Here is a 25,729-nt window from a genome sequence, read left to right as displayed (position 1 = left end):
GCACCGGCAGGGCATGGCTGAGTTTCGCCCGCGCCGCTTGCGGCGGAACCATGCGCATGGTGCTGTGGTGCATCCGATTGTTGCCCACCCCCGTTGTCGAGGCCCCAGACCATGACGTGGCAGACGCTTGCCTTCTTCTTCGCCACCGCCTTCGTGATCTCGATGACGCCGGGGCCGAACATGCTGCTGGCGATGAGCCTGGGCCTGCGCTTCGGCGCGCGGCGGGCCGCCTGGGGCGGGGCCGGCATGTGCGCGGCGCTGGCGGTGATGGCGGCGCTGTCGGCCTTCGGGCTGGGCGCCCTGCTCTCCACCTCCGTGCTTGCCTTCGAGATCGTGCGCTGGGCCGGCGTGGCCTATCTGACCTGGCTCGGCATTGCCGCGTGGCGGGCGCCGGTGGAGCCGGCCGGCAACCGCGACGCCGCGGCCTCCGCCACCGGCGAAGGGTCGGCGGCGCGGCTGTTCCTGCGCGGCACCCTGGTCGCCTTCAGCAACCCGAAGGCGCTGGTCTTCATGGGCGCCCTGTTCCCGCAATTCATCGACGCCGCCGCGCCGCTGGCCCCGCAGCTGATCGCGCTGGTCGCCACCATGGTGGTGATCGAGTTCGGCTGGATCATGGCCTATGCCACCGGCGGCGACCGCTTGGCCGCGAAACTGACGACGGTCTCGGCGGCGAAGTCGCTCAACCGGCTGACCGGCGGCCTGATGATCGGCGCCGGCGGCCTGCTGGCGCTCGCCCGCCGGGTCTGACGCACCGGCGCCGCTTCCCTCCCGCTCCTCAAAAGAAAAAGGGCCGCGCAAATGCGCGGCCCTGAAGTTTAGGGAGGAAACGCCCCGAGAATGGGCAAGGCCAAGATATGCTGCGCCGCACACGAACTGGTATTACCAATGCTGAATGGTAGCCATGCGCTGTGGGAATGGCCCTATGCAGCAATATGCATTGCCAGCAATAAGCACCGGATTTCGGTTACAAAAATTTCATAGAACCGCCGCGCTCGAGTCATCGCCCGCCCTATTAATGCATCGGTTTGCCGCACCACCCGAAGGGTTACCCCAATGGGGGCGTGGCGGTGCGAAACCCGCGGTCGAGGAACGGTGCGATGGCGATCCCAGTCCTGCGCAGCTTGACGCTGAAGCAGGCGATACATGCGGTCCTCGCCGCCTTCGTCATCGGATTCGCCATCACCGCGGTGGAGTTCACCTGGACCGCCTCGCGCGAGCGGACGATGGCGCTGGCCAGAATCGAGGAGGCGGCCGCTCTGGTGGAGGGGCCGGCCGCCACCGCCGCCTGGCTGATCGACGGCGATCTGGCCGCGCAGGTGCTGGACGGCATGGTGCGCGCAAATGCCGGCTGGGCGGAGATCCGTCTGGGGGACGGCACGGTGCTGGCCCGGCGCGAACAGGCAGCCCCGCCGATGACGCTGCTGGGACGGGCGGCGACCGCGCTGCTCTTCACCGACCGGCCGTTTCTGATCCATGACCTCCCCGCCCCCGCTGCCGATCGCAGCATGTCGGCGGGCAGCCGCCGTGTCGTCGGCCGGCTGGCAGTCGGAATCGACACCGGGCGGGCGGCGGCAGGCTTCCTCGCCTATGTATCGGCGGCGCTGGTTGCGGGAACCCTGCGCAACCTCCTGATCGGGCTGGCGATGGCGGCGGTGTTCCACCGGCTTTTGACCCGCCCGCTCCTGCAGATCGGCCGCGCGGTGGCGCGCATCGATCCGGAGAAGCCCTATGGCCAGCCGCTGGTCGTGCCCCGCGGCCATGCTGACGACGAACTCGGCTTCGTCATCACCCGCTTCAACCACACCCTGACCCTGCTGGAGCAGGAGCATGACGAGTTGCGCCGGCTGGCGACCCGCTGTCCGCTGACCGGGCTGGCGAACCGCGCGCTGCTGCTCGACCGGCTGGACCATGCCATCGATCTGGCGGAGCGTTCGCGGGAGCCGGGTGTCGGCCGGCTGGCGGTGCTCTATGTCGACCTCGACCGCTTCAAGCGGGTCAACGACAGTCTTGGCCACGGGGTGGGCGACCTGCTGCTCTGCCGGGTGGCGGAGCGGCTCGGCGCCAGCGTCCGGCGTTGCGACACCGTCGGCCGGCTGGGCGGCGACGAGTTCCTTGTGGTGCTGGAGCGCGTCGCCGACGGCGAGGAAGCGGCGATGGTTGCGCAACGGCTGCTGGACGGGCTGTCCACCCTGCGCGAAGTGGGCGACCATCGCGTCCATGTCACCGCCAGCATCGGCATCGTCCTCCACCCGATGGGGCCTGCGGACGCCGGGGGTGCCGCGGACGGCGCCGGACTGATGCGGATGGCCGATTCCGCGATGCAAGCCGCCAAGGGGGCGGGCGGCAACCGCTTCGTCTTTCATACCCGCGACATGACCGACCGCGTCGAGACCCGCCTGCGGCTGGAGGCGGGATTGCGCGAGGCGGTCGCGGCCAAATCCTTCGAACTGGTCTACCAGCCGAAGATCGAGGCGGCGGGCGGCCGGTTGACCGGCTTCGAGGCGCTGATCCGCTGGCGGCACGAGGGAGCGGCGATTTCCCCCGCCGATTTCATCCCCGTCGCCGAGGATACCGGCCTGATCATCGAGATCGGCCATTGGGTGCTGGAGGAGGCGTGCCGCACCGCCACCCGCTGGGCACTGGACCACGGCCCGGTGCCGGTGGCCGTCAACGTCTCCGCCCGCCAACTCGCCGATCCCGGCTTCGCCCGACTGGTGGAACAGGTGCTGCAGCGCCACGGCACCCCGCCCGACCTGCTGGAACTGGAGATCACCGAAACCGTCATCATGAAGGACGTGCGCCACCATCTGCCGACGCTGAACCGCTTGCGGGCATTGGGCGTGCGCATTGCCATCGATGATTTCGGCACCGGCTATTCCTCTCTGGCTTACTTGCGCGAACTGCCGGTGGACGTGCTGAAGATCGACCGCAGCTTCGTCAACGACCTGCCGCACGCCCCGGACATTGCCTCCACCGTCATTGCCCTGGCCCAGAAGCTGCTGCTGTCCACCGTGGCGGAGGGGGTGGAGACCGCCGAACAGCGCCATTGGCTGGCCGAAGCCGGCTGCAACTGCCTGCAGGGCTTTCTGATCTCGCGCCCGCTGTCAGCCGATGCCGCCGAGGCGATGGTGATGACGGCCTTCGCCTGTGACGAGGCGCTGCCGCTGACGGCGTGAGGGGCAGAGCGCCAAGTAACTTCTTGAACTTGGCGGAAACGAAACTGAGTTTCATTTGTTGATCTCTGCCCCCCATAGGTTTCTGTCCACATCCCGCACCACTCTGCCGATATTCGCCCACCCATTCACATCAGGATGGCCTGATATTCCGGACGAACAATTGCGGCGCCGGACAGCACCTCCTTATGAGTATTTTCAAACAAAAAATATGACCGCATGGGAACGGATCGTTCTCCATTCGCCAATAAGCACTCATAAAAGGAACGCCCGATGTACCGAGATCGCATTCGCCTGAAGTCCCTGTGGGGCAAGGTCGTGCCGGCGGAAGAGGCCGCCTTCCTGATCAAGGACGGCATGACCGTGGGCATGAGCGGCTTCACCCGCGCCGGCGACGCCAAGGCCGTGCCGCTGGCGCTGGCCGAACGCGCCGCGTCCGAAAAGCTGAAGATCACGCTGATGACCGGCGCCTCGCTGGGCAACGACGTGGACCGCATCCTGACCGAGGCCGGGGTGCTGTCGCGCCGCCTGCCCTTCCAAGCCGACCCGGTGCTGCGCAAGGCGATCAACCGCGGCGAGGTGATGTTCGTCGACCAGCATCTGTCGGAGACGGTGGAACTGCTGCGCTCGCGCCAGATGGGGCCGGTCGACGTCGCGGTGATCGAGGCCTGCGCCATCACCGAAAACGGCGGAATCGTGCCGACCACCTCCATCGGCAATTCGGCGACCTTCGCCATCCTGGCCGAGAAGATCATCATCGAGCTGAACCTGACCCAGCCGCTGGATCTGGAGGGGATGCACGACGTCTACATCCCGACCCGCCGCCCCTTCCGCGAGCCGATCCCGGTGGTGACGGCGGAAAGCCGCGCCGGCCTGCCCTATATCCCGATCGACCCGTCGCGGATCGCGGCCATCGTGGTGACGCGCAAGCAGGACAGCTCCGCCAGCATCCTGCCGCCGGACGACGAGACCAACGCCATCGCCGGTCACCTGATCGAGTTCCTGGGCCGCGAGGTGAAGCAGGGCCGGATGAGCCGCTCGCTGGCGCCGCTGCAGGCCGGCATCGGCACGATCGCCAACGCCGTGCTGCACGGGCTGATCGACGGGCCGTTCCACGACCTGACCATGTACAGCGAGGTTCTGCAGGACAGCACCTTCGAGTTGTTCGACGCCGGCAAGCTGAACTTCGCCTCGGGATCCTCGATCACGCTCAGCTCCGGGAAATACGCCGAAGTGCTGCCGAAGATCGGCTCCTACAAGGGCCGGCTGCTGCTGCGCCCGCAGGAGATCTCCAACCATCCGGAGGTGATCCGCCGCCTGGGCGTCATCGGCATCAACACGGCGCTGGAGTGCGACATCTACGGCAACGTCAACTCCACCCATATCAACGGCACGCAGATGATGAACGGCATCGGCGGTTCCGGCGACTTCGCCCGCAACAGCCACCTCGCCATCTTCGTCACCAAGTCGCTGGCCAAGGGCGGCGCCATCTCCAGCGTCGTGCCGATGGTCAGCCACGTCGACCACAACGAACATGACGTCGACGTTCTGGTGACGGAGGTCGGTCTGGCCGACCTGCGTGGGCTGGCGCCGCGCGAGCGGGCGGAAACCATCATCCGCAACTGCGTCCATCCCAGCTATCGCGAACTGGCAGCGGACTATCAGCGCCGGGCACTTCAACGCGGCGGACACACCCCGCATTTGCTGGAGGAGGCCTTCGCCTGGCACACCCGCTTCCAGCAGACCGGCAGCATGATGCCGAAGCCGCTGGCCGCCGAATAAGGTTCCTCAAAAACGGGCGGGCCGCGGAAATCCGCGGCCCGTCCCCGTTACCCATGTGCCGTCATACGTGCTTCTCGCCATTGCGCTCCAAGTACAGGAGCAGAGCGGGATAGTAGTGCTTTCGCTCGGACGAAATCTTCTCGCAGAACCGCCGGGCGGCACCACTCTTGAGCCATTCCTCAAGCTGGCCGTTTTCCCGCTTTTCCGCGATGATGTTATCGATCGCGTCCAAAATCTTGTGAATCACCTCAGGCCTCGTCTTGTGCAAACCGGAGCGGCGTCTTCGTCGCTCACATGTTCTATTATGGCCCAGTTGAGGATGAATGGCCCTGCGTTCTGGGAATGGCTGCGTGTTGCAATGCACAAAACGTGAGGATCGCGGATGTCCAATCACGTGATTTTCGGCGTTTCAGTCAACCAAGCAGCCAAACGATGGCGCAGGCGCAATCTGACCAGCCCTCTTCACCGCCAAACCTCTCGGAGATCGTCACGGCTGTAGGTGACGGGGTCATCTTCCATCCCCCTCATCGCCTGTTTCATGCTGAACTTGGAAAATTGACTTTCAGACCACTCTTCCTCTTTAGATTCCTTGGAGGCGGCGACGCGGGCGGACAGGAATTCGACGAAATCGAAAACTTCGGCCTGCTTATCTTCGGGAAGGGCTTGCAGCTTCTTAATCAATTCAGCATAACCCATATCAGCCTCCTTTTCGGCAACCTATGGCCGATGACGAAACATAGTAGCAGGATCCGGCGGAACCGGCAGCCCTGCGCCGGCAGAACTCCCCTCACGCCCTCTCCCGCTCATCCTCGGACGGGCGCAGGGCCTGTCCGGTCGGGCACAGGCGCAGCAGCACGCAGCGGTCGCAGGCCGGCGCCTGATAATAGCAGCAGCGCTGGCCGTGCAGCATCATGACCTCGTGGTTGTCGTAGACCTGCTGGGCGTCCCATTCCGCCGGCAACTGCGCCGACAGCACGGCGTGGGAGGGGCCGACGGCGACGTTGGCGGGGATCAGGCCGGTGCGCACGGCGACACGGTGGTGATGGCTGTCCACCGGCAATGCCGCCTGCCGCAGTGTGGAGAAACTCAGCACCGCCGCGCTGGTCTTCGGCCCCACCCCCGGCAACTCCTCCAGCCAGGCACGGGCCTCCGGCACCGGCATGCCGGACAGCAGGTCGAGCGACAGGCTGCCGACCCGCTCGGTGATTCGGCGCAGGATGGCCTGGATGCGCGGCGCCTTCTGCTCCGGCCATGTGACGCCGGCAATGGTCGCCTCCACTTCGGCGACCGGGGCGTCGCGCACCGACTCCCAATCGGGCCAGCGCCGCCGGAGCGCCTTGAAGGCGGCGCCGGAGGCGGCATTCCTGGTGCGGTGCGACAGCAGCGACGACACCAGCTCGCTCAGCGGGTCGAGGCTGTGGAAATAGGCGACTGGGCAGCCGTAGACGGTGCACAGCAGCCGGTGGATCTCAAGCGCCTTGTCGCGCAACGCAGCCGGGTCGGTCATAAGAACCGACAACAGCCGAACCGGTAAGGCGTTACCGGTAAATCATCACGCCACTTTCCAGCCGCACTATCCCACCAGCCCCGACATCACCGCGCGCAGCTGCGCCGGCTTCACCGGCTTGTTCAGCACCAGACAGCCCGCCGCCTTGGCCTCGTCGGCCAGTTCCGGCGTACGGTTGGCGGTGACGATCACGGCGGGCAGGATGCGGCCGCAGGCGGCGCGCAGCCGCGCCACCTCGTTGACGCCCAACGCTCCGTCGTCGAGGTGGTAGTCGGCGATCAGCAAATCCGGCGGCTGCGGCATGCCGGACAGCAGGGCCAGCGCCTCGTCGCCGTTGGTGGCCGACACCACGTCGCAGGCCCAGCCACGCAGCAGCGCTTCCATCCCCGCCACCACCGCCGGCTCGTTGTCCAGCACCAGCACCGAGGTGCCGGCCAGCCGGTTGGTCATCGGCCGGGCGGCGACGCTGGCCGGGCGCACGGCGCGGCGCTCGGTCCCGCGCGGCACGGTGACGGCGAAGACCGAACCGCGGCCCGGCTCCGACCGCACGGTGATCGGGTGGCCCAGCATGCGGGCGACGCGGTCGACGATGGCGAGGCCCAACCCCATGCCACGGTCGCGCCCCTTGGTGACGGGCGTGTCGAGGCGGCGGAACTCCTGGAAGATCTCGGCGATCTTGTCGCGCGGGATGCCGGGCCCGTTGTCCCACACCTCGATCCGGATGCCGTCGCCGGTCCGGCGACAGCCGACCACCACCCGGCCGCCTTGGACATAGCGGAGCGCGTTGGACAGGAAATTCTGCACGATCCGACGCAGCAGCCGCATGTCGCTGCGCACCACCGCTCCCGAAGCCACCACCTTGAGGTCGATGCCGCGCTCCGCCGCCACGGCGGCATATTCGGTGGCGAGCGGCGCCAGGATGCCGCGCAGGGGGAAATCGGTCAGCTCCGGCGTCACCGCCCCGGCGTCGAGCTTGGAGATATCCAGCAGCGCCGACAGCAGATCCTCCACCGACGCCAAAGCCACGTCGATGTTTTCCACCAGTTCGATGTTGCCGGCCGGCTGCTCAAGGTCGGCCAGTGCCGAAACGAACAGGCGGGCGGCGTTCAGCGGCTGCAGCAGGTCGTGGCTGGCAGCGGCGATGAAACGGGTCTTCGACAAATTGGCCTGATCGGCCTGGGATTTCGCCTGCTGAAGCTGGTCGTTCAGCATCATCAGGGCGGATTTCTCCGCCTGTTCGGATGCGCGCCGCCGCTCCTCCTCGCGCTTGATGACGGTGATGTCGGTGTAGACGCCGACGATGCCGCCGTCGCGGGTGCGCCGCTCGTTCACCTGGATCCAGCGGCCGTCGGACAGCCGGTTCAGGAAGACCCCCTTCAGGTCGTGGCGATGCTCCATCCGCTCGCGCAGCCAGACGTCGGGCGGCGGTTCGCTGACAGCACCTGCGGCGGCGACCATCGCCACCAGATCGTTGAAGCGGATGCCGGCCTGGATGCGCCCGGCCACCGAGGGCCAGTAGGACAGGTATTTGCGATTGCACAGCACCAGCCGGTCCGCGGAGTCGAACAGGGCAAATCCCTCGTTCACCGACTCGATCGCCTCGAACAGCCGGGTGCGCATGGTATCCGCCAGCTCCTTGGCGCGGGCGAGGTCGCGGTTGCTGTCCTCCAGCTTGTGCAGGGCGCGTTCCAGCTCCAGCGTGCGTTCGCGGATCTTCTGCTCCAGCACGATGGCGGTCTGGAACAGCGAGAAGGCGCCGCCCTGGAAGTCCATCGACCGCTCGACACGGTCCATCAACACCTTGTTGATGCGCTGGAGCTTGGCGTTCTCGCGCTCAAGCTCGGCGATGCGGTCGGCGGGGTCGATCGTCCCGGCGGTCAGGCTGCGGGTGGGGATGCCGGCCATGGCTTAGCGCCCTCCAATGGCGACGCCCGTGAAGGTCTGGTTGACGTGCATGCCGTTCACCTGTTCGCCATAGGCGCAAAATCCGACAACCCGGTGACGGGCCAACCGTTCCGACATCACCGCATTCAATTGCCGCTGCTCCATCTCCAGCCGGCGCAGGATGCAGTCGCAGCCGAGGATCAGGTCGGGCGCGCCGACCTCCGCCTCGATGCCCTCGATCAGCCCATCGAAGTTGGAAACGGGATCCACCCCCTCCGCCACCGTCAGGACGATGCCCTCGTCGATGGCGCAGAAGAAGGTCAGGCTTTCGTCGTCGTTCACCTTCTGGATGGAGCGGACATGGTACTGGCCGCCGACCCGCACCACCACCGGGTGGGAGGCGAAGATCATCGGGGTCAGCGGCTCCCCCTCCAGCCCGACCAGCCGGGCGTATTCGCGGCCCGCCGGCTCAGCATTGATCTCGTGGACGATGCGGTGCTGCGGATCGGCGCCGGTAACCACCATCTTGCGGTCGGAGCTGACGAAATGCTGGGTGCGGAAGACGGTGAAGGGCCGATTGGTCGTGAACAGCGCCACCACCGCCGCATTGGGGTGGAATGCGCCCTCATGCAGGACGAAGGTGCGTTCGAAATGCAGGTCGTCGCCGGCCGAGGCGCCGAACAGCGGGATGTCGATCAGCGCGCTGTGCAGTGCGCTGACCACCGTCTCCTCGCTCATCGACAGGCCGTCGATCAGCAGCATGGCGAAGCTGCGGGCGTCCTCGCCCAGCGGCACCGGCCGCGAGGCCAGCGCGCGGTCGCGGCGCGACAGCAGGGAACGCGCGATGGCGGTGCTGTCGGCGATCTCGAAGCGGTCGACATGATCGACGAGTGCCGTGACGACGCAGAAATCTTCGGTCGGGAAGCCCACCGCGACCAGCGCATTGGTGGTGTAGCCGCCGGGGCCGATCTCCCCCGCCGTGGTGCAGCCGATGACCGGCACCATGCCGAACTCCGCCGCCAGCGCATCGGCCAGGGCGTTGCGGTCGTAACTGGGCGCGCAGAAGACGAGCACCAGTTCCAGCACCACATCGCCCAGCCCGGCGCGCAGCTCCCTTGCCGCCTCGTCGGGGCGTTCGGCATGGGTGACGGCGCGCGGCATGCCGTCGCCGGTCGCCGTCCTCGTCGGCCCCTTCACGGAAGTCTCCCGTGCGGACATGGCTTCCCCCTGCACCTCCCGCTCCGTCCGCGGATGCGATCCGGCAAGGGTACTCCAGGGATGGCGGCGGGCAAGGCCAATCCGCGGGCCGGTGAAGGAGGACATGGTGGAGGATGGCTCCCCGGTGATGGTCTGTCAGAGCGTGTTTGCAGGTTGCGGATCGGAAAGCTCCGCCAATTCCTCATCCGTGAACAGGCGGGCCTTGGCGGTGAAGCGCACGCCGTCCGGCGCCTCGATTGAAAAGCCGCCGCCGCGCGCCTGGATAACGTCCAGGATGACCTGGGTGTTGCGCCACCATTGGAAGGTGTCGTCGCCCATGCAGAAGGGCGCACCGGCGACCATGCCGAGACAAAGGTCGCGCTCGCCCAGACGGAACTCCCCCAGCGGCAGGCAAAGCGGCGCCGACCCGTCGCAGCAGCCGCCCGACAGATGCAGCATCAGCGGGCCGTGCTTGGCCGACAGGCGGACCAACAGGGCGATGGCTTCGGGGGTGGCGATGACGCGCTCTATTGGCGTGGGGGCGGTCGGCATGGTGGTCCTTTATCACGAAACCACGCGGGGAAAGAAAAAAGGCCGGGGGACTCGCCCCCGGCCCAGGTTTGCCCGATAGGGAGGAGCGGGGCTCAGAAGAAGCCGAGCGCTTTCGGGCTGTAGCTGACCAGCAGGTTCTTGGTCTGCTGGTAGTGGTCGAGCATCATCTTGTGCGTCTCGCGGCCGATGCCGGACTTCTTGTAACCACCGAAGGCGGCGTGCGCCGGATACAGGTGGTAGCAGTTGGTCCACACGCGGCCGGCCTGGATGCCGCGGCCCATGCGGAAGGCGCGGTTGCCGTCACGGCTCCACACGCCGGCGCCCAGGCCGAACTCGCTGTCGTTGGCGATGGCCAGCGCTTCTTCCTCGGTCTCGAAGGTGGTCACGGCGACGACCGGGCCGAAGATCTCCTCCTGGAAGATGCGCATCTTGTTGTGGCCTTCCAGGATGGTCGGCTGGACGAAGTAGCCGCCCTCCAGCTCGCCGCCCAGGTGGGAGCGCTCGCCGCCGAGCAGGACCTTGGCGCCCTCGGCCTTGCCGATCTCGATGTAGGAGAGGATCTTCTCCAACTGCTCCTGCGAAGCCTGAGCGCCGATCATGGTGGCGCCGTCCAGCGGATGGCCCTGGGTGATCTTGGCGACGCGTTCCACCGCCAGCTTGATGAAGCGGTCGTATATCGACTTCTGGATCAGGACGCGGCTGGGGCAGGTGCAGACCTCGCCCTGGTTCAGCGCGAACATCGCGAAGCCTTCCAGCGCCTTGTCCAGGAACTCGTCGTCGGCGGCCATCACGTCTTCGAAGAAGATGTTCGGCGACTTGCCGCCCAGCTCGACGGTCGACGGGATGATGTTCTCCGAGGCGTATTGCAGGATCAGGCGGCCGGTCGAGGTCTCGCCGGTGAAGGCGATCTTGGCGATGCGCTTGCTGGTGGCGAGCGGCTTGCCCGCCTCGATGCCGAAGCCGTTGACGACGTTGACGACACCGGGCGGCAGCAGGTCGCCGATGATGTCCATCAGGACCATGATCGCCATCGGGGTCTGCTCGGCCGGCTTCAGCACGATGCAGTTGCCGGCGGCCAGCGCCGGGGCCAGCTTCCAGGCGGCCATCAGCAGCGGGAAGTTCCAGGGGATGATCTGGCCGACGACGCCCAGCGGCTCATGGAAGTGGTAGGCGTAGGTGGTGTGGTCGATCTCGGCGATCGAGCCTTCCTGGGCGCGGATGCAGCCGGCGTAATAGCGGAAATGGTCGATGGCGAGCGGCACGTCGGCGGCGCGGGTCTCGCGGATCGGCTTGCCGTTGTCCAGCGTCTCGGCCAGCGCGATGACCTCCAGCCGCTCTTCCATGCGGTCGGCGATCTTCAGCAGGATGTTCGAGCGCTCGGTCGGCGAGGTGCGGCCCCAGGCGTCCTTGGCCTTGTGGGCGGCGTCGAGCGCCAGTTCCACGTCGGCGGCCTGGGAACGGGCGACCTCGCACAGCGCCTTGCCGGTAATCGGGGTCACGTTGGTGAAGTATTGGCCGTCCACCGGAGCCACCCACTGGCCACCGATAAAGTTGTCGTAGCGGGGGCGGAGCGCGATCTGCTTCTGGAGCGTGTCGAGAGCCTGGTGGAGCATTTGGGCCGTTCCTCTCAGTGTGGCGAACCGGACAGGTCCCCGGTCCAGCGCGTTTGTCTGCGCCATTCAGCCACTCTGGGAGGTGGAGGGTAAATTGTACTATGGAAGGAGAAGATCGGGTGGCGGGATTGTTCGTGCACCACCCGATCCCGCCAGCCTCGGGAGAGCCACCCACCGGGCGGCCGCTCACTCGGCGGCCGTTCACTCTGCGGGATGACGGCCCTCGACATAGCCCTTGCGCAGCTGCTCCTCGTACCAGCGGCGGTGATGCTCAATGGCCCAGGCCTCGTCGACATCGCCGCTGCCCATGGCGTCGAAGGCGCCTTCCATGCCGATGGTACCGATGTAGATGTGGCCGATCACCACCGCGATCAGCACGGCCGCCAGCAGCCCGTGGATGACGTGCATGATCTGCATGCCGCCGATCCCGGTGAAGGCGAAGGGCACCATCAGCAGATAGCCGGTGACCGCCATGCCGATCCCGCCCAGCACGATGCCCCAGAACACCCCCTTCTGTCCGGCGTTGAAGCGCCCGGCTTCCGGATGATGGCCGCCGGCCTTGGAAAACAGGCCGCCGCCGGTCTTGACCCATTGCCAGTCGGACTTTTCGGGAATGTTGTCGCGCATCCAGAGCGCTACGATCATCAGCAGCCCGACGACGAAGGGCACGCTGACGAAGTTGTGGATCGACTTGGAATATTCGGCCAGCGGGGTGAAGGCCTGATGGCCGATCAGCGGGATCAGCAGCGTCCGGCCGAAGGTGAGGATCACGCCGGTCAGCGCCATGGTCAGGAAGCTGACCGCCGTCGTCCAATGGGCGAAGCGGTCCAGCCCGTTGAACCGCAGGACCAGCCGCCCCGCCTTGCCGCCATGGATGCGGATGGTGCCGCGATAGAGGAAGAAGATCGTCAGCACCGCCGTCATGCCGATCGCCAGCCCGCCGATCGCCAGCCGCAGCGTGTGGCTGCGCCATTCCCGCCATTCCCGCCCTTCCGGCTGGACCAGCACCGCCAGCTTCTCGTCGGGGATGCTGACACGGCCGATCAGCTTGTCGTCCTGCGGGACGTAAAGCGGCACCTGCTCCTTCGTGGTGGGCGAGTTGGGGCCGGGCGCCTGATAGAGCTGCGCTTGTGCGAAAGTCGGAGCGGCCAGACTCTGAACGGCCAGCAGGGCGATCAGAAGCAGCAGGGCGTGCAGGGGGCGCATAGTCGGGCGCATGGGTTGGGTCTCCCGTTTAGGCGACTTCTTGCTTCGCTTGCCCCCACCCCAACCCTCCCCCGCTGGGCGGGGGAGGGGGTCAGTTCTTATACGGGAGAGGAGCGGCAGTCCCTCCCCCGCCCAGCGGGGGAGGTTAGGTGGAGGTCTAACGTCGCTCTCCTTCGGAACGCCTCACGCCCCTCCCGTACCCGGCCCGCCGGGCGCGAAGGGAGAGCCGCGGTCGTTGCGGCCGTAGGCGGTGGACCAGCCCGGCGCGCCGGAGCCGTAGCCGCGGCGCAGCGAGCGTTCCTGGTAGATGTCGGCCAGCACGGCGCCGTCGCCGCCCATCAGTGCGCGGGTGGAGCACATCTCCGCGCACAAGGGCAGCTTGCCTTCCGCCAAGCGGTTGGAGCCGTATTTCTGGTACTCCTCGACGCTGTTGTCGGCCTCGGGACCGCCGGCGCAGAAGGTGCATTTGTCCATCTTGCCGCGGCTGCCGAAATCGGTGGTGCGCGGGAACTGCGGCGCACCGAACGGGCAAGCGTAGAAGCAATAGCCGCAGCCGATGCACAGATCCTTGCTGTGCAGCACCACCCCGTCGGCGGTCTGCAGGAAGCAGTCGACCGGGCACACCGCGGCGCAGGGTGGGTCGTTGCAGTGCATGCATGCCATGGAGATCGACCGCTCGCCCGGCTTGCCGTCGTTCAGCGTGACCAGCCGGCGGCGGTTGATGCCCCAGGGGACCTCATGCTCGTTCTTGCAGGCGGTGACGCAGGCGTTGCATTCGATGCAGCGTTCGGCGTCGCACAGGAACTTCATCCGGGCCATGTTCTACCTGCTTCCCTGTCGCGTTCCGCTCACGCCGGCTCGACCCGGCAGAGGGTGACCTTGGTTTCCTGCATGAAGGTGACGGGGTCGTAGCCGTAGGTCGTCACCCCGTTGACCGGTTCGCCCAGCACGATGGGATCGGTTTCCGGCGGGTAGTTGCTGCGCAAGGACTCGCCCTGCCAGAAGCCGGAGAAGTGGAAGGGCATGAACACCGTGCCGCCGCCCACCCGCTCCGTCACCAGCGCCTTCACCTTGGCCTTGCTGCCGTCCTCCGGGCCATAGACCCAGACCCAGGCACCGTCCTTGATGCCCAGCCGTTCGGCATCCCCGGTGTTGATCTCCACGAACATCGACTGCTGCAACTCCGCCAGCCAGACGTTGGAGCGGGTCTCCTCGCCGCCGCCCTCGTACTCGACCAGACGGCCGGAGGTCAGCACCATGGGGAAGCGTTGGCGCAGGTCGCTGTCTGCCACCTTGAACTGCAGCGAGCGGGCAAGCTGGACCAGGCGGAAGTCGCGCCGGTCCTCGATGGCCGGGTAGGCCTTCACCAGCTCCGGCCGCGGGGAATAGATCGGCTCGCGGTGGATCGGCACCGGGTCGGGCAGGTTCCAGGCGACGGCGCGCGCCTTGGCGTTGCCGTGCGGCACGCAGCCATGCTTCAGCGCGACGCGGATGATGCCCATCGACAGGTCGGTCTGCCAGCTGACATTGTCGACCTCCGCCCCGCCGATGGCCTGGATGACGCGCATCTCCTCCGCCGTCAAATCCTTGTCCCAGCCCAGCTTCTTCAGCACGGCCATGGTGAATTCGGGATAGCCGTCCTCGATCTCCGACCCCTTCGAATAGGAGCCGTCGGCCAGCAGCGAGACGCCGTTGCGCTCCACCCCGAAGCGGGCGCGGAAGACGCCGCCGCCCTCCATGACATGCTTGGAAGTGTCGTAGAGCACCGCCGATCCCGGATGCCTGATCTCCGGATGGCCCCAGCTGGGCCAGGGCAGGCCGTAATAATCGCCGGCGCAGGGGCCGGAGGATGCCCGCATGGTGATCTTGTCGAAATCGGCCTGATGCTTCATGTGCATCTTCAGCCGTTCCGGCGACTGGCCGGTGGCGCCGATCGACAGGCAGCCGCGGTTCATCTCGCGCAGGATGTCCTCCGGCACCGGGCGCGTGTTCTCCACCGTGATGTGCTTGAACATCTCGTCGGCGAAGCCCAGCTTGCGGGCCAGCAGGTAGATGATCGTGTAGTCGTCCTTCGATTCGAAGATCGGTTCCACCACCCTCTCGCCCCACTGCATCGAGCGGTTGGAGCAGGTGCGCGACCCGTCCGTCTCGAACTGGGTACAGGCCGGCAGGATGTAGGTGCCGTTGCGCCGCTCCTTGATCGCCGCAAAGGTGGTCGGGTGCGGATCGGCGATGACCAGAAGGCTGAGCTTCTCCAGTCCCTTCACCATCTCCGGCATGCGGGTGACGGTGTTGCCGCCATGGCCGAAGCACATCATGGCGCGCAAGGGGCTGGGCTGGTCGATCTCGCCCGGCTTGGCCAGCACCGCATCGAACCAGCGGGTGGTCGGGATGCCCTTGGCCTCCATCAGATCCTTGGAGCCGAAGCGGCCCCTCAGATAGTCGTACTCGACATCCCAAACGCGGGCGAAATGCTTCCACGCCCCTTCGGCCAGCCCGTAATAGGCCGGCAGGGTGCTGACATCGAGGCCGAAGTCGGTGGCGCCCTGCACGTTGCAGTGGCCGCGATAGATATTGGCGCCGCCGCCCGCCACGCCGATGTTGCCCAGCGCCAGCTGCAGGATCGACAGCGCGCGGACGTTGGCGGTGCCCACCGTGTGCTGGGTGACGCCCATGCACCAGATCACGGTGCTGGGCTTGTTCTTCGCAATCACCTCCGCCACCCGGCGCAGCTGGGCCCCGGGGACGCCGGTCACCCGCTCCACCTCCTCGGGAGTCCATTTCTTCACCTCGGCGCGGATCTCGTCCATGCCGTAGACGCGCTGGCGGATATACTCCTTGTCCTCCCAGCCATTCTCGAAGATGTGCCACAGCAGGCCCCAGGCGATCGGGATGTCGGTGCCGGGGCGGATGCGGACATATTCGGTGGCGTGCGCCGCGGTGCGGGTGAAGCGCGGATCGATGACGATGAAGGGCGCGCGGTTGTGCTCCTTGCCGCGCAGCATGTGCTGCATCGACACCGGATGCGCCTCCGCCGGGTTGCCGCCGACGATCAGCAGCGCCTTGGAGTTCTGGATGTCGTTGTAGCTGTTGGTCATGGCGCCGTAGCCCCACGTGTTCGCCACGCCGGCGACCGTGGTGGAGTGGCAGATGCGCGCCTGATGGTCGACGTTGTTGGTCCCCCAGAAGGCCGCCAGCTTGCGGTAGAGATAGGCGCCCTCGTTGGAGAACTTGGCAGAGCCCAGCCAGAACACCGCATCCGGTCCCGACGCCTGGCGGATATCCGCCAGCTGGTTGCCGATCTCCTCGATCGCCTGGTCCCAGCTGATCCGCTGCCACACGCCGTCGACCAGCTTGAGGGGATATTTGACCCGCCGGGTGCCCTTGGTGAGCTCGCGCACCGATGCACCCTTGGCGCAGTGGGTGCCCTGGTTGATCGGGCTTTCCCAACCCGGTTCCTGCCCGACCCAGACGCCGTTCTGAACCTCCGCGATAACCGTGCAGCCGACCGAACAGTGGGTGCAGACGTTCTTGCGTGTCACCACCTCGATGTTTGGCAGGATGGGACCCGCCTCGGCCTTGCGGATCATCGCACCCGGTAGGACGCCGACGGCGGCGATGCCGCCCGCGGCAAGGCCGGACCGGCGCAGGAAGCCGCGGCGGCTGACGCCCGACTCCAGGCTGTCGGCCAGCGCTCCGAACAGACCGGAGCTTTTGCCACGCGACGCTTTCGCTGAGGACCGTTTGACCAGCATGGACACCCTCCGGACCGCTCTAGAGGCGGTTCAGCGCGTAGAAGCGCTTGACGTGTTCGGTTTCGCGGTAGCGGGCCTTCACCTGCTCCTGCGGCGATTCCATGGCCTGCGCCTCTTCGCCGGACGGCAGCACTGTGGCCACGGCGGCGCCGGCCGCACCCAGGCCCAGCGTCTTCAGGATGTCGCGGCGTTGCAGGGGATTGCGCGGGGGATCTTGCGGCGTCTTCATGCGTCGGCTCCCTCCAACTCGTCGATTTGTCTGTTCAGGGCTTCCTGCTCGATCTCCAGGAACAGGCGGCCGATGGCGCCGACCGGGCGGTAGAGACCGGCAGCCTCCGCCGTTTCCAAATCCTGGAAGAATCGCCCGGCCCAGGGCTTCAGGTGGCTGTCCAGCATGTGCCGCTGCACGGCCGGATCGGCCCCTTCGCGGATCAGCACGGCCATCACGTCGCAGAGCGCGGCGATGTGGTCCTCCGGCTCCGACACGTCGGGAGCACGCTCCAGCCCCAGCGCCTGCAGGTCGGCGCGCAGGGCCGACAGCGGCCGGTCGGTGAGAAAGCCCGTGCGGTAGTAGGAGGCATAGGGGACCAGTTCGCCCTGAACGACGCCGATGAACAGCGCGTTGAACTCCCGCTCCGCCTCCTGCGGGCCGGTGCTGCGGGCGCGCGACGCGAGGTCGTCGAAGGCATTGCCGATCGCCGTGGCATCGCCCGTGAGGCCGCCGAGCAATCCCAGCAGGTCGGCGGAGGGCGGAGCCGCCAGCGTCAGCGCCAGCAGCCGGTAGACGTCGGCCCGCAGGCCGTCCGCGCCGTTTTCCGGATCATGAACCGTCATCGCACTCCCGCAAGCCGCTCCCGACAGATCCCGAAGGCCGCAAAAGGCCCAGACTGGGATAACGGCCGGCGGGCGCAAAGGTTGCCCTGCCCGGTCGGGGCTACCCCACCGGGGTCATCCTTTTCCCCCGCCCACGGGGTTACTTCTGCGGACGGCCGGAGAAGTTGCGGTGTTCGATGGACGCCTCCTCCCCCACCCGCACGCCGGCGGAGGCGAAAGTCTCGTCGGCGCTTCGCGCGAACAGCGTTGGCATGACCGCCCAGGCGCCACCCGCCAGCACGACGATGGCGCAGAGCGCGGCGAGGAAGGCTTTCATCGGCATTTCTCCAGACAGCACGATCCGGGGCGAGGCCGCGCGGACGGCCCCGTCCACGACCGCCACAACACCCCCGACGCCGGAATGTTTCCCCGCCGTCTTTTCCGCTTGATATGCTCTAAGAGAGCACATATGGTTTTGCTCAGAACGAGCATACAGCGGAGCAGCCCGATGCCCGAGGTCGCCGAACTCGCCTACACTCCCGCCGTCGCTGCGGCGACCGCGCCGATCTACGACCGGATGAAGCGCGTCGTGCCGGCCATCGAATGGCCCTTCCACGCGCCGCTGGTCCACGCCATCAACGAGCTGAAGCGGGAACGCAACGCCGTCATCCTGGCCCACAACTACCAGACGCCGGAGATCTTCCATGGCGTGGCCGACATCGTCGGGGACAGCCTGGCGCTGGCCGCCAAGGCGACGCAGACCGACGCCGACGTGATCGTGCTGGCCGGCGTGCATTTCATGGCGGAGACGGCGAAGCTGCTGAACCCGGGCAAGACGGTGCTGATTCCCAGCCGCAACGCCGGCTGCTCGCTGGCCGACAGCATCACCGCCGCCGATGTCCGCCTTCTGCGCGAGGCGCATCCCGGCGTGCCGGTGGTCGCCTACGTCAACACTTCGGCCGAGGTGAAGGCGGAGGTCGACATCTGCTGCACCTCGGGCAATGCGGTGGAGGTGGTGGAATCGCTGGGCGTCGACCGGGTGATCTTCCTGCCCGACGAATATCTGGCGAAATATGTCGCCACCCAGACCAAGGTGGAGATCATCGCCTGGAAGGGCCATTGCGAGGTGCACGAGCGCTTCACCGGCGCGGAGATCGAGGATTTCCGCCGTCGTTTCGACCGGCTGACCGTGATCGCCCATCCCGAATGCCCGCCGGACGTGCTGGAGGCTGCCGATTTCGTCGGCTCCACCGCCCGCATGATCGACTTCGTCGGTTCGGAGAAGCCACCACGGGTGCTGATGGTCACCGAATGCTCGATGAGCGACAACGTCGCCGCCGCCTCGCCCGAGACGGAGTTCGTGCGTCCCTGCAACCTCTGCCCGCACATGAAGACGGTGACCCTGTCGAGCATCCTGGAGTCGCTGCAGACCCTGGAACCACGGGTCGAGATTCCCGACGCGCTGGCCGCCCGCGCCCGCCGCTCGGTGGAACGCATGTTGGCGGTGAAGCCGAAGTGAATCAATCCCCCTCCCCCGCCCAGCGGGGGAGGGTTGGGGTGGGGGCATCCGCGGCAAAGATCTCTTCGGCTGCGCCGAACCCCCTCATCCTAACCTTCTCCCCGCTTTCGGCGGACCACAGGTCCGCCTGTCGCGTCAGCGCAAACGAAGTTTGCGCGTGAGCAGGGGGGAGAAGGGATCCATTCGCGTTGCGTCTAGGAGTCCTCCCATGACCTCCAGCACGCCTTACGATGTCGTTGACGCCGAGGTGATCGTCGTCGGCTCCGGCCTTGCCGGGATGACCGCGGCGCTGCAACTGGCCCCGCGCGCCGTCACGCTGATCACCAAGACCGCCGGCCTGCCCGGCGGCTCCAGCCTCTATGCCCAGGGCGGCGTTGCCGCCGCGGTCGGCCCCGGCGACCGGCCGGAGGACCATGCCGCCGACACCGTCGCCGCCGGGGCCGGACTGGTCGACGCCGCGATGGCGGCCCTGCTGACCCGCGACGGCGCCGCGCTGATCCGCCGCCTGCTCGAGGACGGCCTTCCCTTCGACCGCGCCGCCGACGGCTCGCCGCTGCTGGGCCGCGAGGCCGCCCATGGCGCCGCGCGCATCGTCCATGCCGGGGGTGACGCCACCGGCCGCACGCTGGTCACCGCGATGGCCGAGCGCCTGCGCGCCGCCCCGTCGGTGCGGGTGGAGACGGATGCGTTCGCCGTCGATCTCGTGCTGCGCAACGGCCGGGTCTGCGGCCTGCTGGCCTGCCATCCGCAGGGCTGGGTGCTGCACCGCGCCCCCCGCGTCATCCTGGCGACCGGCGGCATCGGCGCCGCCTTCGCCCGCACCACCAACCCGGCGGAGGCCACCGGCGACGGGCTGGCCATCGCCGCGCGGGCCGGTGCCCGCCTGGCCGATCTTGAGTTCGTGCAGTTCCACCCCACCGCGCTCGCCGTCGATGCCGATCCGGTGCCGCTGCTGACCGAGGCGCTGCGCGGCGCGGGCGCCATCCTGCTCGACCGGGATGGCCGCCGTTTCATGCCCGACGAACATCCGCTGGCGGAGCTGGCGCCGCGCGACGTGGTCGCCCGCGCCATCGGCCGCCGCGTCGCGGCGGGGGAGCCGGTGTTCCTCGACCTCCGGCCGGCGCTGGCCACCAAGCCCGACGGCTTTCCCACCGTGCTGGCGCTCTGCGCCGAGCATGGGCTGGATCCCTTCGCCGAACCGATGCCGGTGGCGCCTGCCGCCCACTACCACATGGGCGGAGTGGTCACCGACGCCGACGGCCGCACCAGCCTGGACGGGCTGTGGGCCTGCGGCGAGGTCGCCTGCACCGGCGTCCACGGCGCCAACCGGCTGGCGAGCAATTCCCTGCTGGAGGCGCTGGTCTTCGGCGCCCGCGTCGCCCGCGACGTGGCCGAACGTCCCCTGCCCCCGCTGCCGCCCTTCGCCCTGCCCCGTCCGCCGGCGGTCGCCGCCGATGTCGGCCATATCCTGCTCGACGCCATCGGGGCGGAGGCGCGCACCGCGCTCTACGAAGGTGCCGGGCTGGTCCGCGACGGGCTGGGGCTGCTTGCCGCCCGGCGCAAGCTGGACCGGCTGGCGGCGGCACTGGACATGCTCCGTTGCGAGGATGACGACGCTCAGGCCCCGCCCTCGGTCGTCCGCCAGTGGGGCGAGGCGCGCAACCGGCTGCTGGTCGGCCGGCTGGTCGTCCATGCCGCGCTGGCGCGGGAAGAAAGCCGCGGCGCCCATTGCCGCAGCGACCATCCGCTGCCGAACCCGGCCTTCACCCGCCGCACCCTGACCCTCAGCGATCTGGCCGGCACCGCCGGCCCCCTGCCCGGAGACGCCGCATGCTGCATCCTCTGACCGTCGAGCCCATCGTCCGCGCCGCCTTGGCGGAGGATCTGGGCCGGGCCGGCGACATCACCACCGACAGCATCATCCCGGCCGACGCGGTGGCGACCGCCCGCATCGCCGCCCGCAAGGACGGCCGCGTCGCCGGTCTGGAGGCGGCGCTGATCGCCTTCCGCCTGCTCGATCCCGGCATCTCGGTGACGGTGGAGCGCGCCGACGGCGACGACGTGCCCCCCGGCGGCACCATTGCCACTCTGACCGGCAAGGCCCGCGCCCTGCTGACGGCGGAACGCACGGCGTTGAACCTGATGGGCCGCCTGTCCGGCATCGCCACCGCGACCCGTGCGCTGGTGCACGAGGTGGAGGGCACCAATGCCCGCATCGTCTGCACCCGCAAGACCACCCCGGGCCTGCGCATTCTGGAAAAGCACGCGGTGAAGCTGGGCGGCGGCTTCAACCACCGCTTCGGGCTGGATGACGCCGTGCTGATCAAGGACAACCACATCGCGGTCGCCGGCGGCGTGCGTCCGGCGGTGGAGCGCGTCCGCGCCGCCATCGGCCACATGGTGAAGGTGGAGGTGGAGGTCGACACGCTCGACCAGCTGGACGAACTGCTTGGCCTGCCGGTCGATGTCGTCCTGCTCGACAACATGGACCCGGACACGCTGCGCCGCGCCGTACGCATGGTGGACGGCCGGCTGCTGACCGAAGCCTCGGGCAACGTCACGCTCGCCACCGTCCGCGCCATCGCCGATACGGGCGTCGACATGATCAGCTGCGGCTGGCTGACCCACAGCGCCCCGAACCTGGATTTGGGGCTGGATATGTGACTTGAAAAGGACCCTCTCCCGCCCTGGGGAGAGGGTCCTTTTCCCCTACGCCGCCAGCTTCTCGACCGTACCGTCCAGGCCCATCAGAAGCAGTTCGACCTCGAGGTCGGGGTGGCGTTCCTTGACCATCGCCTTCAGCTTGGTCAGGTACTGGCCGTGCACCTCGGTCTCCTTGGCCGGATCGGACGCCACGTCCATGCCGAGGAAGACCCTGTAGGCGCCGCAGTCGCGGTGATCCATGACGATCACGCGCTTGATGTGGTGCAACTCCTTGGCGACTGCGACATGGTCCCAGAACGCCTCGCCCCAGGCCGGCTTCTTGTCGGTCAGGGCGCCCAGGCTGGCGCCGGCCAGAATGACGTGGTCGTAGTTCGCCTGCATGTTGCGGGCGTTCATGTAGCCGGCGACATGCCCCATCAGGCGATAATCCATGCAGGACAGCAGAAGCGTGTCGACGCTGCCGGCCTGGGCCGGGCGGCTCATCATCATCGGCGCCATCAGAGTCACGCCGGCACCCAGCGTCGCCAGCTTCAGGAACCCGCGGCGCGAGCTGTGTTCGCCCTGGCAGCAGCCATGGTGATGACCGGTCGAATGATCCATTGTGCCCTCCAACACGCCCCGAACCCATATCGGGGTTTCACGCGCGATGGTGGCGGGAGAATGGTAAAAATTTCAATATAGGGGCTTCCATCAAGTGGAAAAGCAATAAACATTCACCTCTGTGGCATTTTTCGGAAAGTTCGCCCCACAACCGTGTAACCGCAGACCATACGGCACAAAAGAAACGGGCCGCCCGGTGAGGGGCGGCCCGTTCCAAAGCATGGACGTTCCTGGTCGTCAGCGTCCGGCGATCACCCGCCGCGCGTGCTGCTGGGCGCCGGGGTTCCGACCGATCCGACGGTGCCGGAGGCCGGCGGCGGCGACGCGCTCGCGCTGTGGCTGGACGAACACTCCGCGTTGGCGATCCCCGCCGTCAGGAGTGCGGCGAGACCGAACAATGCGGCGACAACCGGACTGGCTCCATGAGACATTGGATCACCTCCTTTCTGAAACGTTGCGACCACCAATAGATTGACACAGCAGGGCGCTGGGTCAATGGACGATTCGACTGCCGCTGCTCCGTCTCCCATACGGACAGGTTTGGAGCCCATACCCGACCATTTTCATCGGGTTTCCAGCAGGCCGCTCATGGTCGCGAACAGCTCCGACTTGGCCTCGAACCCGATGCCGGGCAGGTCGGGCAGGCGCACCCGGCCGTCCTCCACGGCGATGCCGTCGGCGAAGCCGCAGAAGGGCTTGAAGACGTCGGGGTAGGATTCGTTGCCGCCCAGATGCAGGCCGGCGGCGATGTTCAGCGACATCTGGTGCCCGCCGTGCGGGACCACGCGGCGGCTCGACCAGCCGTTCTCCTTCAGCATGTCCAGCGTGCGCATATACTCCACCAGCCCATAGCTCAACGCGCAGTCGAACTGCAGCCAGTCGCGGTCGGCCCGCATGCCGCCATGACGGATCAGGTTGCGGGCGTCCTGGTGGGAGAACAGGTTCTCGCCGGTCGCCATCGGGCGGTCGTAGTGGGTGGCGAGTTCGGCTTGCAGCGCATAGTCCAGCGGATCGCCGGCCTCCTCATACCAGAACAGGCCGTAGGGCTTCAGCGCCTCCGCGTACGCGACTGCGGTATCGAGGTCGAAGCGGCCGTTGGCGTCGACGCACAGGTTCTCGCCCGATCCCACGACCTCCAGCACCGCGTCGATCCGGCGCAGATCCTCTTCCAGCGAGGCGCCGCCGATCTTCATCTTCACGACCTTGTAGCCGCGGTCGCGGTAGCTGCGCATCTCGTCCTGCAGCGCCTTCACATCCTTGCCGGGATAGTAATAGCCGCCGGCCGCATAGACCCACACGCTGTCGTCGGCCACCCCGCCGCGGAAGCGGTCGGCCAGCAGGCGGTAGAGCGGAACGCCGGCGATCTTCGCCACGGCATCCCACACCGCCATGTCGATGGTGCCGACGGCGACGGAGCGCTCACCATGGCCGCCCGGCTTCTCGTTGGTCATCAGCCGCGCCCAGATGCGGAACGGGTCCAGGTTTTCGCCCGTGTCGTCCAGCAGGCTGTCGGGAGCGGCGCTCATCAGCCGGGGAATGAAGCGCTCGCGCAGCAGTCCGCCCGCGGCATAGCGGCCGTTGGAGTTGAAGCCATAGCCGATCACCGGCTTGCCGTCGCGCACCACGTCGGTGACGACCGCCACCACGCTGCAGGTCATCTGGCTGAAATCGATGAAGGCGTTGGCGATGTCGGACTTGATGCCGGCGGTCTGCTCGCGGATTTCGACGATGCGCATGGCGGTTCCTCTTGCAGCGTGGTGGCGCGTTTCGTGCCGGCACTGTAGGGATGGTGCGGGCCACCGGGCCAATGCCAAGGCCGGAACGCATCATGCGGGTTCGGCATGGGGTGGCGGAGGGAACCATACAAAGCCCCTCTCCCCTTGCGGGAGAGGGGCTTTGAGTGGTTGCCCCGTAGGGATCCCGGCCCGGCAGACGTGACGAAGATTGGGCGATGGAACTCTCCTGGCTCGACGATTTCCTGGCGCTGGTGGATTGCGGCAACTTCTCCCGCGCCGCCGACGCGCGCCACCTGACCCAGCCGGCCTTCAGCCGCCGCATCCGCGCGCTGGAGGATTGGGCCGGCACCCCGCTGTTCGACCGCAGCGGCCAGCCGGTGACCCTGACGGAGGCCGGGCGCCGCTTCCGCCCTTTCGCCGACGAAACGGTGCGCCGCCTGCTGCAGGGTCGCGAAGAGGCCCGGCTCGCTGCTCAGTCGGAGGCCGCGACCCTGCGCTTCGCCGCCACCCACGCGCTGTCGCTGACCTTCTTCCCGTCATGGCTGCGGGCACTGGAAGCCCGCGCGCGGCTGGGCGCCATCACCCTGTCGTCGGACAGCATGGAGGCCTGCGAGAGGCTGATGCTGGCAGGCCAAGCGCAGTTCCTGCTGTGCCACGCCCACCCGGCGGCGGCCGGCCGTCTCGATGCGGAGTCCTTCCGCTCCATCGTCATCGGCAGCGACCGGCTGCTGGCGGTGACCGCCCCGGACGCCGACGGGCGGCCCCGCCATCTGCTGTCCGACCGAGAAACCGCGGCGCTGCCGCACCTGTCCTACAGCCGCGAGTCCGGCATGGGCCGCATCCTGGAGGCGGTGCGGGCGGTGCAGCCGTTGCCGGGCGCGCTCGACACCGTCTTCACCTCTCATCTCGCGGCGGTTCTGCGCACGCTGGCGCGCGACGGGCGCGGGGTGGCATGGCTGCCGGAAAGCCTGATCGCCGAGGATCTGGCCCGCGGAACCCTGGTTCGGGCAGGCGTGCCTGCCGGCGACGCACGCTGGACCGTGCCGGTGCAGATCCGGCTGGTCCGTCCCCGCGCGCGCCAGAGCAAGGCGGCGGAAAGCTTCTGGACGCTCGCGGTGGAGGCCGCGCTGTGGCGCAATGCCGAATCGTCGCCGGAGCCCGCCATCGCGGTTGCCGAGTTGGAACATCCCATGGAAAAAGAGTTGTGACGCTCGCCCCTTAAGGCACTTTGTTCGTTGACATTCCCGCCGATGGTCGTTCAACGAGTCGATTTCGCTGGCGCTAACCCTTTCGATCAGGCAAAATTTGCCTAGTTCGGGGTGCAGCCGGGCCTCGACGCCACCGGTCGGATGACCGAAGCCAAGACCTGTTCGCCGGCTGGTCCAAGAAGCGTCGCACCAGCGACCGGAGGAACCATCATGGGCGTGAGCAGCATCGGCGGTATCGGCGGCTATCAGCAGCAGCCCTACGTCACCCCGCTCAGCAGCGGTCCGGCCGCGGCGCAGCGGTCCACCTCGCCGGTCGAATCCGCACAGGAAGACCAGGACGAACGCACCCGCCGCCAGCAGGAGGCGCAGAGCGTCCAGTCCGGTTCCGGCGGCGGCAACACCACCCCGACCCGCGGCCAGACCCTGAACATCACGGTCTGATCGGCACCTGTCGCACGGCCGGAACGGCAGGGGAGTGAAACGGGGCGCCCGGCAACGGCCCGCTCCAGTCAGCGGACAA

General features: G+C 67.6%; 24 protein-coding genes. 8 read left to right on the top strand and 16 right to left on the bottom strand.

What is annotated here, in order from left to right:
- Positions 1–111 precede the first annotated feature (111 nt).
- From FZ983_RS27005 to FZ983_RS26995, 3 genes are all read left to right on the top strand, one after another.
- Positions 112–747 carry a LysE family transporter gene (locus FZ983_RS27005; protein WP_149227193.1) on the top strand — a complete coding sequence of 212 codons (636 nt, stop codon included), beginning with the start codon at positions 112–114 and terminating at the stop codon, positions 745–747.
- Positions 748–1,097: 350 nt separating this feature from the next.
- A complete protein-coding gene (locus FZ983_RS27000; protein ID WP_149227191.1) occupies positions 1,098–3,176 on the top strand; it encodes a GGDEF domain-containing phosphodiesterase in 2,079 nt (692 codons plus the stop codon).
- Between the two features lie 270 nt (positions 3,177–3,446).
- Positions 3,447–4,955, top strand: a complete 1,509-nt coding sequence (locus FZ983_RS26995) for an acetyl-CoA hydrolase/transferase family protein (protein ID WP_149227189.1) — start codon at positions 3,447–3,449, stop codon at positions 4,953–4,955.
- A gap of 61 nt (positions 4,956–5,016) precedes the next feature.
- On the opposite strand, the gene FZ983_RS26990 is transcribed toward FZ983_RS26995, so the two are convergent.
- From FZ983_RS26990 to FZ983_RS34345, 13 genes are all read right to left on the bottom strand, one after another.
- The gene (locus FZ983_RS26990; RefSeq protein WP_149227187.1) at positions 5,017–5,202 is read right to left on the bottom strand and encodes a hypothetical protein; all 186 of its coding nucleotides are present in this window, start codon (positions 5,200–5,202) and stop codon (positions 5,017–5,019) included.
- 215 nt (positions 5,203–5,417) lie between these two features.
- On the bottom strand, positions 5,418–5,651 hold the full coding sequence (locus FZ983_RS26985; protein ID WP_149227185.1) for a DUF2281 domain-containing protein: 234 nt from the start codon (positions 5,649–5,651) through the stop codon (positions 5,418–5,420).
- Between the two features lie 91 nt (positions 5,652–5,742).
- Positions 5,743–6,474: a Fe-S cluster assembly protein HesB gene (locus FZ983_RS26980; protein ID WP_247883999.1), complete on the bottom strand. Its 732-nt coding sequence runs from the start codon at positions 6,472–6,474 to the stop codon at positions 5,743–5,745.
- Between the two features lie 54 nt (positions 6,475–6,528).
- Positions 6,529–8,367 (bottom strand): NahK/ErcS family hybrid sensor histidine kinase/response regulator, encoded by a 1,839-nt coding sequence (locus FZ983_RS26975; RefSeq protein ID WP_149227181.1) that lies wholly within the window; start codon positions 8,365–8,367, stop codon positions 6,529–6,531.
- 3 nt (positions 8,368–8,370) lie between these two features.
- Positions 8,371–9,543 (bottom strand): nitric oxide-sensing protein NosP, encoded by a 1,173-nt coding sequence (nosP, locus tag FZ983_RS26970; RefSeq protein WP_247883998.1) that lies wholly within the window; start codon positions 9,541–9,543, stop codon positions 8,371–8,373.
- Between the two features lie 156 nt (positions 9,544–9,699).
- Positions 9,700–10,095 (bottom strand): DUF779 domain-containing protein, encoded by a 396-nt coding sequence (locus tag FZ983_RS26965; protein WP_149227176.1) that lies wholly within the window; start codon positions 10,093–10,095, stop codon positions 9,700–9,702.
- A 92-nt stretch (positions 10,096–10,187) separates the two neighbouring features.
- Complete coding sequence (gene adh / locus FZ983_RS26960; protein ID WP_149227174.1) at positions 10,188–11,708, bottom strand: aldehyde dehydrogenase; 1,521 nt, start codon at positions 11,706–11,708, stop codon at positions 10,188–10,190.
- Between the two features lie 201 nt (positions 11,709–11,909).
- Positions 11,910–12,926 carry a formate dehydrogenase subunit gamma gene (locus tag FZ983_RS26955; RefSeq protein WP_247883997.1) on the bottom strand — a complete coding sequence of 339 codons (1,017 nt, stop codon included), beginning with the start codon at positions 12,924–12,926 and terminating at the stop codon, positions 11,910–11,912.
- Between the two features lie 171 nt (positions 12,927–13,097).
- Positions 13,098–13,733 (bottom strand): formate dehydrogenase FDH3 subunit beta, encoded by a 636-nt coding sequence (fdh3B, locus tag FZ983_RS26945; protein ID WP_014189539.1) that lies wholly within the window; start codon positions 13,731–13,733, stop codon positions 13,098–13,100.
- A gap of 29 nt (positions 13,734–13,762) precedes the next feature.
- Positions 13,763–16,669, bottom strand: a complete 2,907-nt coding sequence (locus FZ983_RS26940) for a formate dehydrogenase subunit alpha (protein WP_149227172.1) — start codon at positions 16,667–16,669, stop codon at positions 13,763–13,765.
- A 19-nt stretch (positions 16,670–16,688) separates the two neighbouring features.
- Entirely contained in the window at positions 16,689–16,898 is a 210-nt protein-coding gene (locus tag FZ983_RS26935; RefSeq protein WP_149227170.1) for a twin-arginine translocation signal domain-containing protein, read from the bottom strand.
- Positions 16,895–17,503 (bottom strand): molecular chaperone TorD family protein, encoded by a 609-nt coding sequence (locus FZ983_RS26930; protein WP_149227169.1) that lies wholly within the window; start codon positions 17,501–17,503, stop codon positions 16,895–16,897. Before FZ983_RS26930 ends, FZ983_RS26935 begins: the two co-directional genes overlap by 4 nt.
- Positions 17,504–17,642: 139 nt before the next feature.
- Entirely contained in the window at positions 17,643–17,819 is a 177-nt protein-coding gene (locus FZ983_RS34345) for a hypothetical protein (RefSeq protein ID WP_188092531.1), read from the bottom strand.
- 171 nt (positions 17,820–17,990) lie between these two features.
- Here FZ983_RS34345 and nadA point away from each other — a divergent pair, with 171 nt between their 5' ends.
- The 3 genes from nadA to nadC all read left to right on the top strand — a co-directional run bounded on the left by nadA (position 17,991) and on the right by nadC (position 21,665).
- A complete protein-coding gene (gene nadA, locus FZ983_RS26925) occupies positions 17,991–19,001 on the top strand; it encodes a quinolinate synthase NadA (RefSeq protein ID WP_149227168.1) in 1,011 nt (336 codons plus the stop codon).
- Positions 19,002–19,209: 208 nt separating this feature from the next.
- On the top strand, positions 19,210–20,847 hold the full coding sequence (locus tag FZ983_RS26920; protein ID WP_149227166.1) for an L-aspartate oxidase: 1,638 nt from the start codon (positions 19,210–19,212) through the stop codon (positions 20,845–20,847).
- A complete protein-coding gene (gene nadC, locus FZ983_RS26915) occupies positions 20,832–21,665 on the top strand; it encodes a carboxylating nicotinate-nucleotide diphosphorylase (protein ID WP_149227164.1) in 834 nt (277 codons plus the stop codon). Before FZ983_RS26920 ends, nadC begins: the two co-directional genes overlap by 16 nt.
- 45 nt (positions 21,666–21,710) lie before the next feature.
- Here nadC and FZ983_RS26910 read toward each other — a convergent pair whose 3' ends face one another.
- From FZ983_RS26910 to FZ983_RS26900, 3 genes are all read right to left on the bottom strand, one after another.
- On the bottom strand, positions 21,711–22,265 hold the full coding sequence (locus FZ983_RS26910; protein ID WP_149227162.1) for a carbonic anhydrase: 555 nt from the start codon (positions 22,263–22,265) through the stop codon (positions 21,711–21,713).
- Positions 22,266–22,516: 251 nt separating this feature from the next.
- On the bottom strand, positions 22,517–22,696 hold the full coding sequence (locus FZ983_RS34340) for a hypothetical protein (RefSeq protein ID WP_188092530.1): 180 nt from the start codon (positions 22,694–22,696) through the stop codon (positions 22,517–22,519).
- Positions 22,697–22,828: 132 nt separating this feature from the next.
- A complete protein-coding gene (locus tag FZ983_RS26900; RefSeq protein ID WP_149227160.1) occupies positions 22,829–24,001 on the bottom strand; it encodes a mandelate racemase/muconate lactonizing enzyme family protein in 1,173 nt (390 codons plus the stop codon).
- Between the two features lie 215 nt (positions 24,002–24,216).
- Here FZ983_RS26900 and FZ983_RS26895 point away from each other — a divergent pair, with 215 nt between their 5' ends.
- Positions 24,217–25,209, top strand: coding sequence for a LysR substrate-binding domain-containing protein (locus tag FZ983_RS26895; RefSeq protein WP_149227158.1), 993 nt, complete (start codon positions 24,217–24,219; stop codon positions 25,207–25,209).
- A gap of 210 nt (positions 25,210–25,419) precedes the next feature.
- Positions 25,420–25,650 carry a hypothetical protein gene (locus FZ983_RS26890; RefSeq protein WP_149227156.1) on the top strand — a complete coding sequence of 77 codons (231 nt, stop codon included), beginning with the start codon at positions 25,420–25,422 and terminating at the stop codon, positions 25,648–25,650.
- Positions 25,651–25,729 lie beyond the last annotated feature (79 nt).

Source organism: Azospirillum sp. B21, assembly GCF_008364825.1.
GTDB lineage: Bacteria > Pseudomonadota > Alphaproteobacteria > Azospirillales > Azospirillaceae > Azospirillum.
Note: the sequence above shows the minus strand (reverse complement) of the source record. Positions and strands in the feature narration are given on the sequence as shown.

What these genes read in the sequence shown, in the direction of transcription:
- FZ983_RS27005 (WP_149227193.1), top strand. Translation starts at nt 112, where the DNA reads ATGACGTGGCAGACGCTTGCCTTCTTCTTCGCCACCGCCTTCGTGATC.
- FZ983_RS27000 (WP_149227191.1), top strand. Translation starts at nt 1,098, where the DNA reads ATGGCGATCCCAGTCCTGCGCAGCTTGACGCTGAAGCAGGCGATACAT.
- FZ983_RS26995 (WP_149227189.1), top strand. Translation starts at nt 3,447, where the DNA reads ATGTACCGAGATCGCATTCGCCTGAAGTCCCTGTGGGGCAAGGTCGTG.
- FZ983_RS26985 (WP_149227185.1), bottom strand. Translation starts at nt 5,651, where the DNA reads ATGGGTTATGCTGAATTGATTAAGAAGCTGCAAGCCCTTCCCGAAGAT.
- FZ983_RS26975 (WP_149227181.1), bottom strand. Translation starts at nt 8,367, where the DNA reads ATGGCCGGCATCCCCACCCGCAGCCTGACCGCCGGGACGATCGACCCC.
- FZ983_RS26965 (WP_149227176.1), bottom strand. Translation starts at nt 10,095, where the DNA reads ATGCCGACCGCCCCCACGCCAATAGAGCGCGTCATCGCCACCCCCGAA.
- adh (WP_149227174.1), bottom strand. Translation starts at nt 11,708, where the DNA reads ATGCTCCACCAGGCTCTCGACACGCTCCAGAAGCAGATCGCGCTCCGC.
- FZ983_RS26955 (WP_247883997.1), bottom strand. Translation starts at nt 12,926, where the DNA reads ATGCGCCCGACTATGCGCCCCCTGCACGCCCTGCTGCTTCTGATCGCC.
- fdh3B (WP_014189539.1), bottom strand. Translation starts at nt 13,733, where the DNA reads ATGGCCCGGATGAAGTTCCTGTGCGACGCCGAACGCTGCATCGAATGC.
- FZ983_RS26940 (WP_149227172.1), bottom strand. Translation starts at nt 16,669, where the DNA reads ATGCTGGTCAAACGGTCCTCAGCGAAAGCGTCGCGTGGCAAAAGCTCC.
- FZ983_RS26935 (WP_149227170.1), bottom strand. Translation starts at nt 16,898, where the DNA reads ATGAAGACGCCGCAAGATCCCCCGCGCAATCCCCTGCAACGCCGCGAC.
- FZ983_RS26930 (WP_149227169.1), bottom strand. Translation starts at nt 17,503, where the DNA reads ATGACGGTTCATGATCCGGAAAACGGCGCGGACGGCCTGCGGGCCGAC.
- FZ983_RS34345 (WP_188092531.1), bottom strand. Translation starts at nt 17,819, where the DNA reads ATGAAAGCCTTCCTCGCCGCGCTCTGCGCCATCGTCGTGCTGGCGGGT.
- nadA (WP_149227168.1), top strand. Translation starts at nt 17,991, where the DNA reads ATGCCCGAGGTCGCCGAACTCGCCTACACTCCCGCCGTCGCTGCGGCG.
- FZ983_RS26920 (WP_149227166.1), top strand. Translation starts at nt 19,210, where the DNA reads ATGACCTCCAGCACGCCTTACGATGTCGTTGACGCCGAGGTGATCGTC.
- nadC (WP_149227164.1), top strand. Translation starts at nt 20,832, where the DNA reads ATGCTGCATCCTCTGACCGTCGAGCCCATCGTCCGCGCCGCCTTGGCG.
- FZ983_RS26910 (WP_149227162.1), bottom strand. Translation starts at nt 22,265, where the DNA reads ATGGATCATTCGACCGGTCATCACCATGGCTGCTGCCAGGGCGAACAC.
- FZ983_RS34340 (WP_188092530.1), bottom strand. Translation starts at nt 22,696, where the DNA reads ATGTCTCATGGAGCCAGTCCGGTTGTCGCCGCATTGTTCGGTCTCGCC.
- FZ983_RS26900 (WP_149227160.1), bottom strand. Translation starts at nt 24,001, where the DNA reads ATGCGCATCGTCGAAATCCGCGAGCAGACCGCCGGCATCAAGTCCGAC.
- FZ983_RS26895 (WP_149227158.1), top strand. Translation starts at nt 24,217, where the DNA reads ATGGAACTCTCCTGGCTCGACGATTTCCTGGCGCTGGTGGATTGCGGC.
- FZ983_RS26890 (WP_149227156.1), top strand. Translation starts at nt 25,420, where the DNA reads ATGGGCGTGAGCAGCATCGGCGGTATCGGCGGCTATCAGCAGCAGCCC.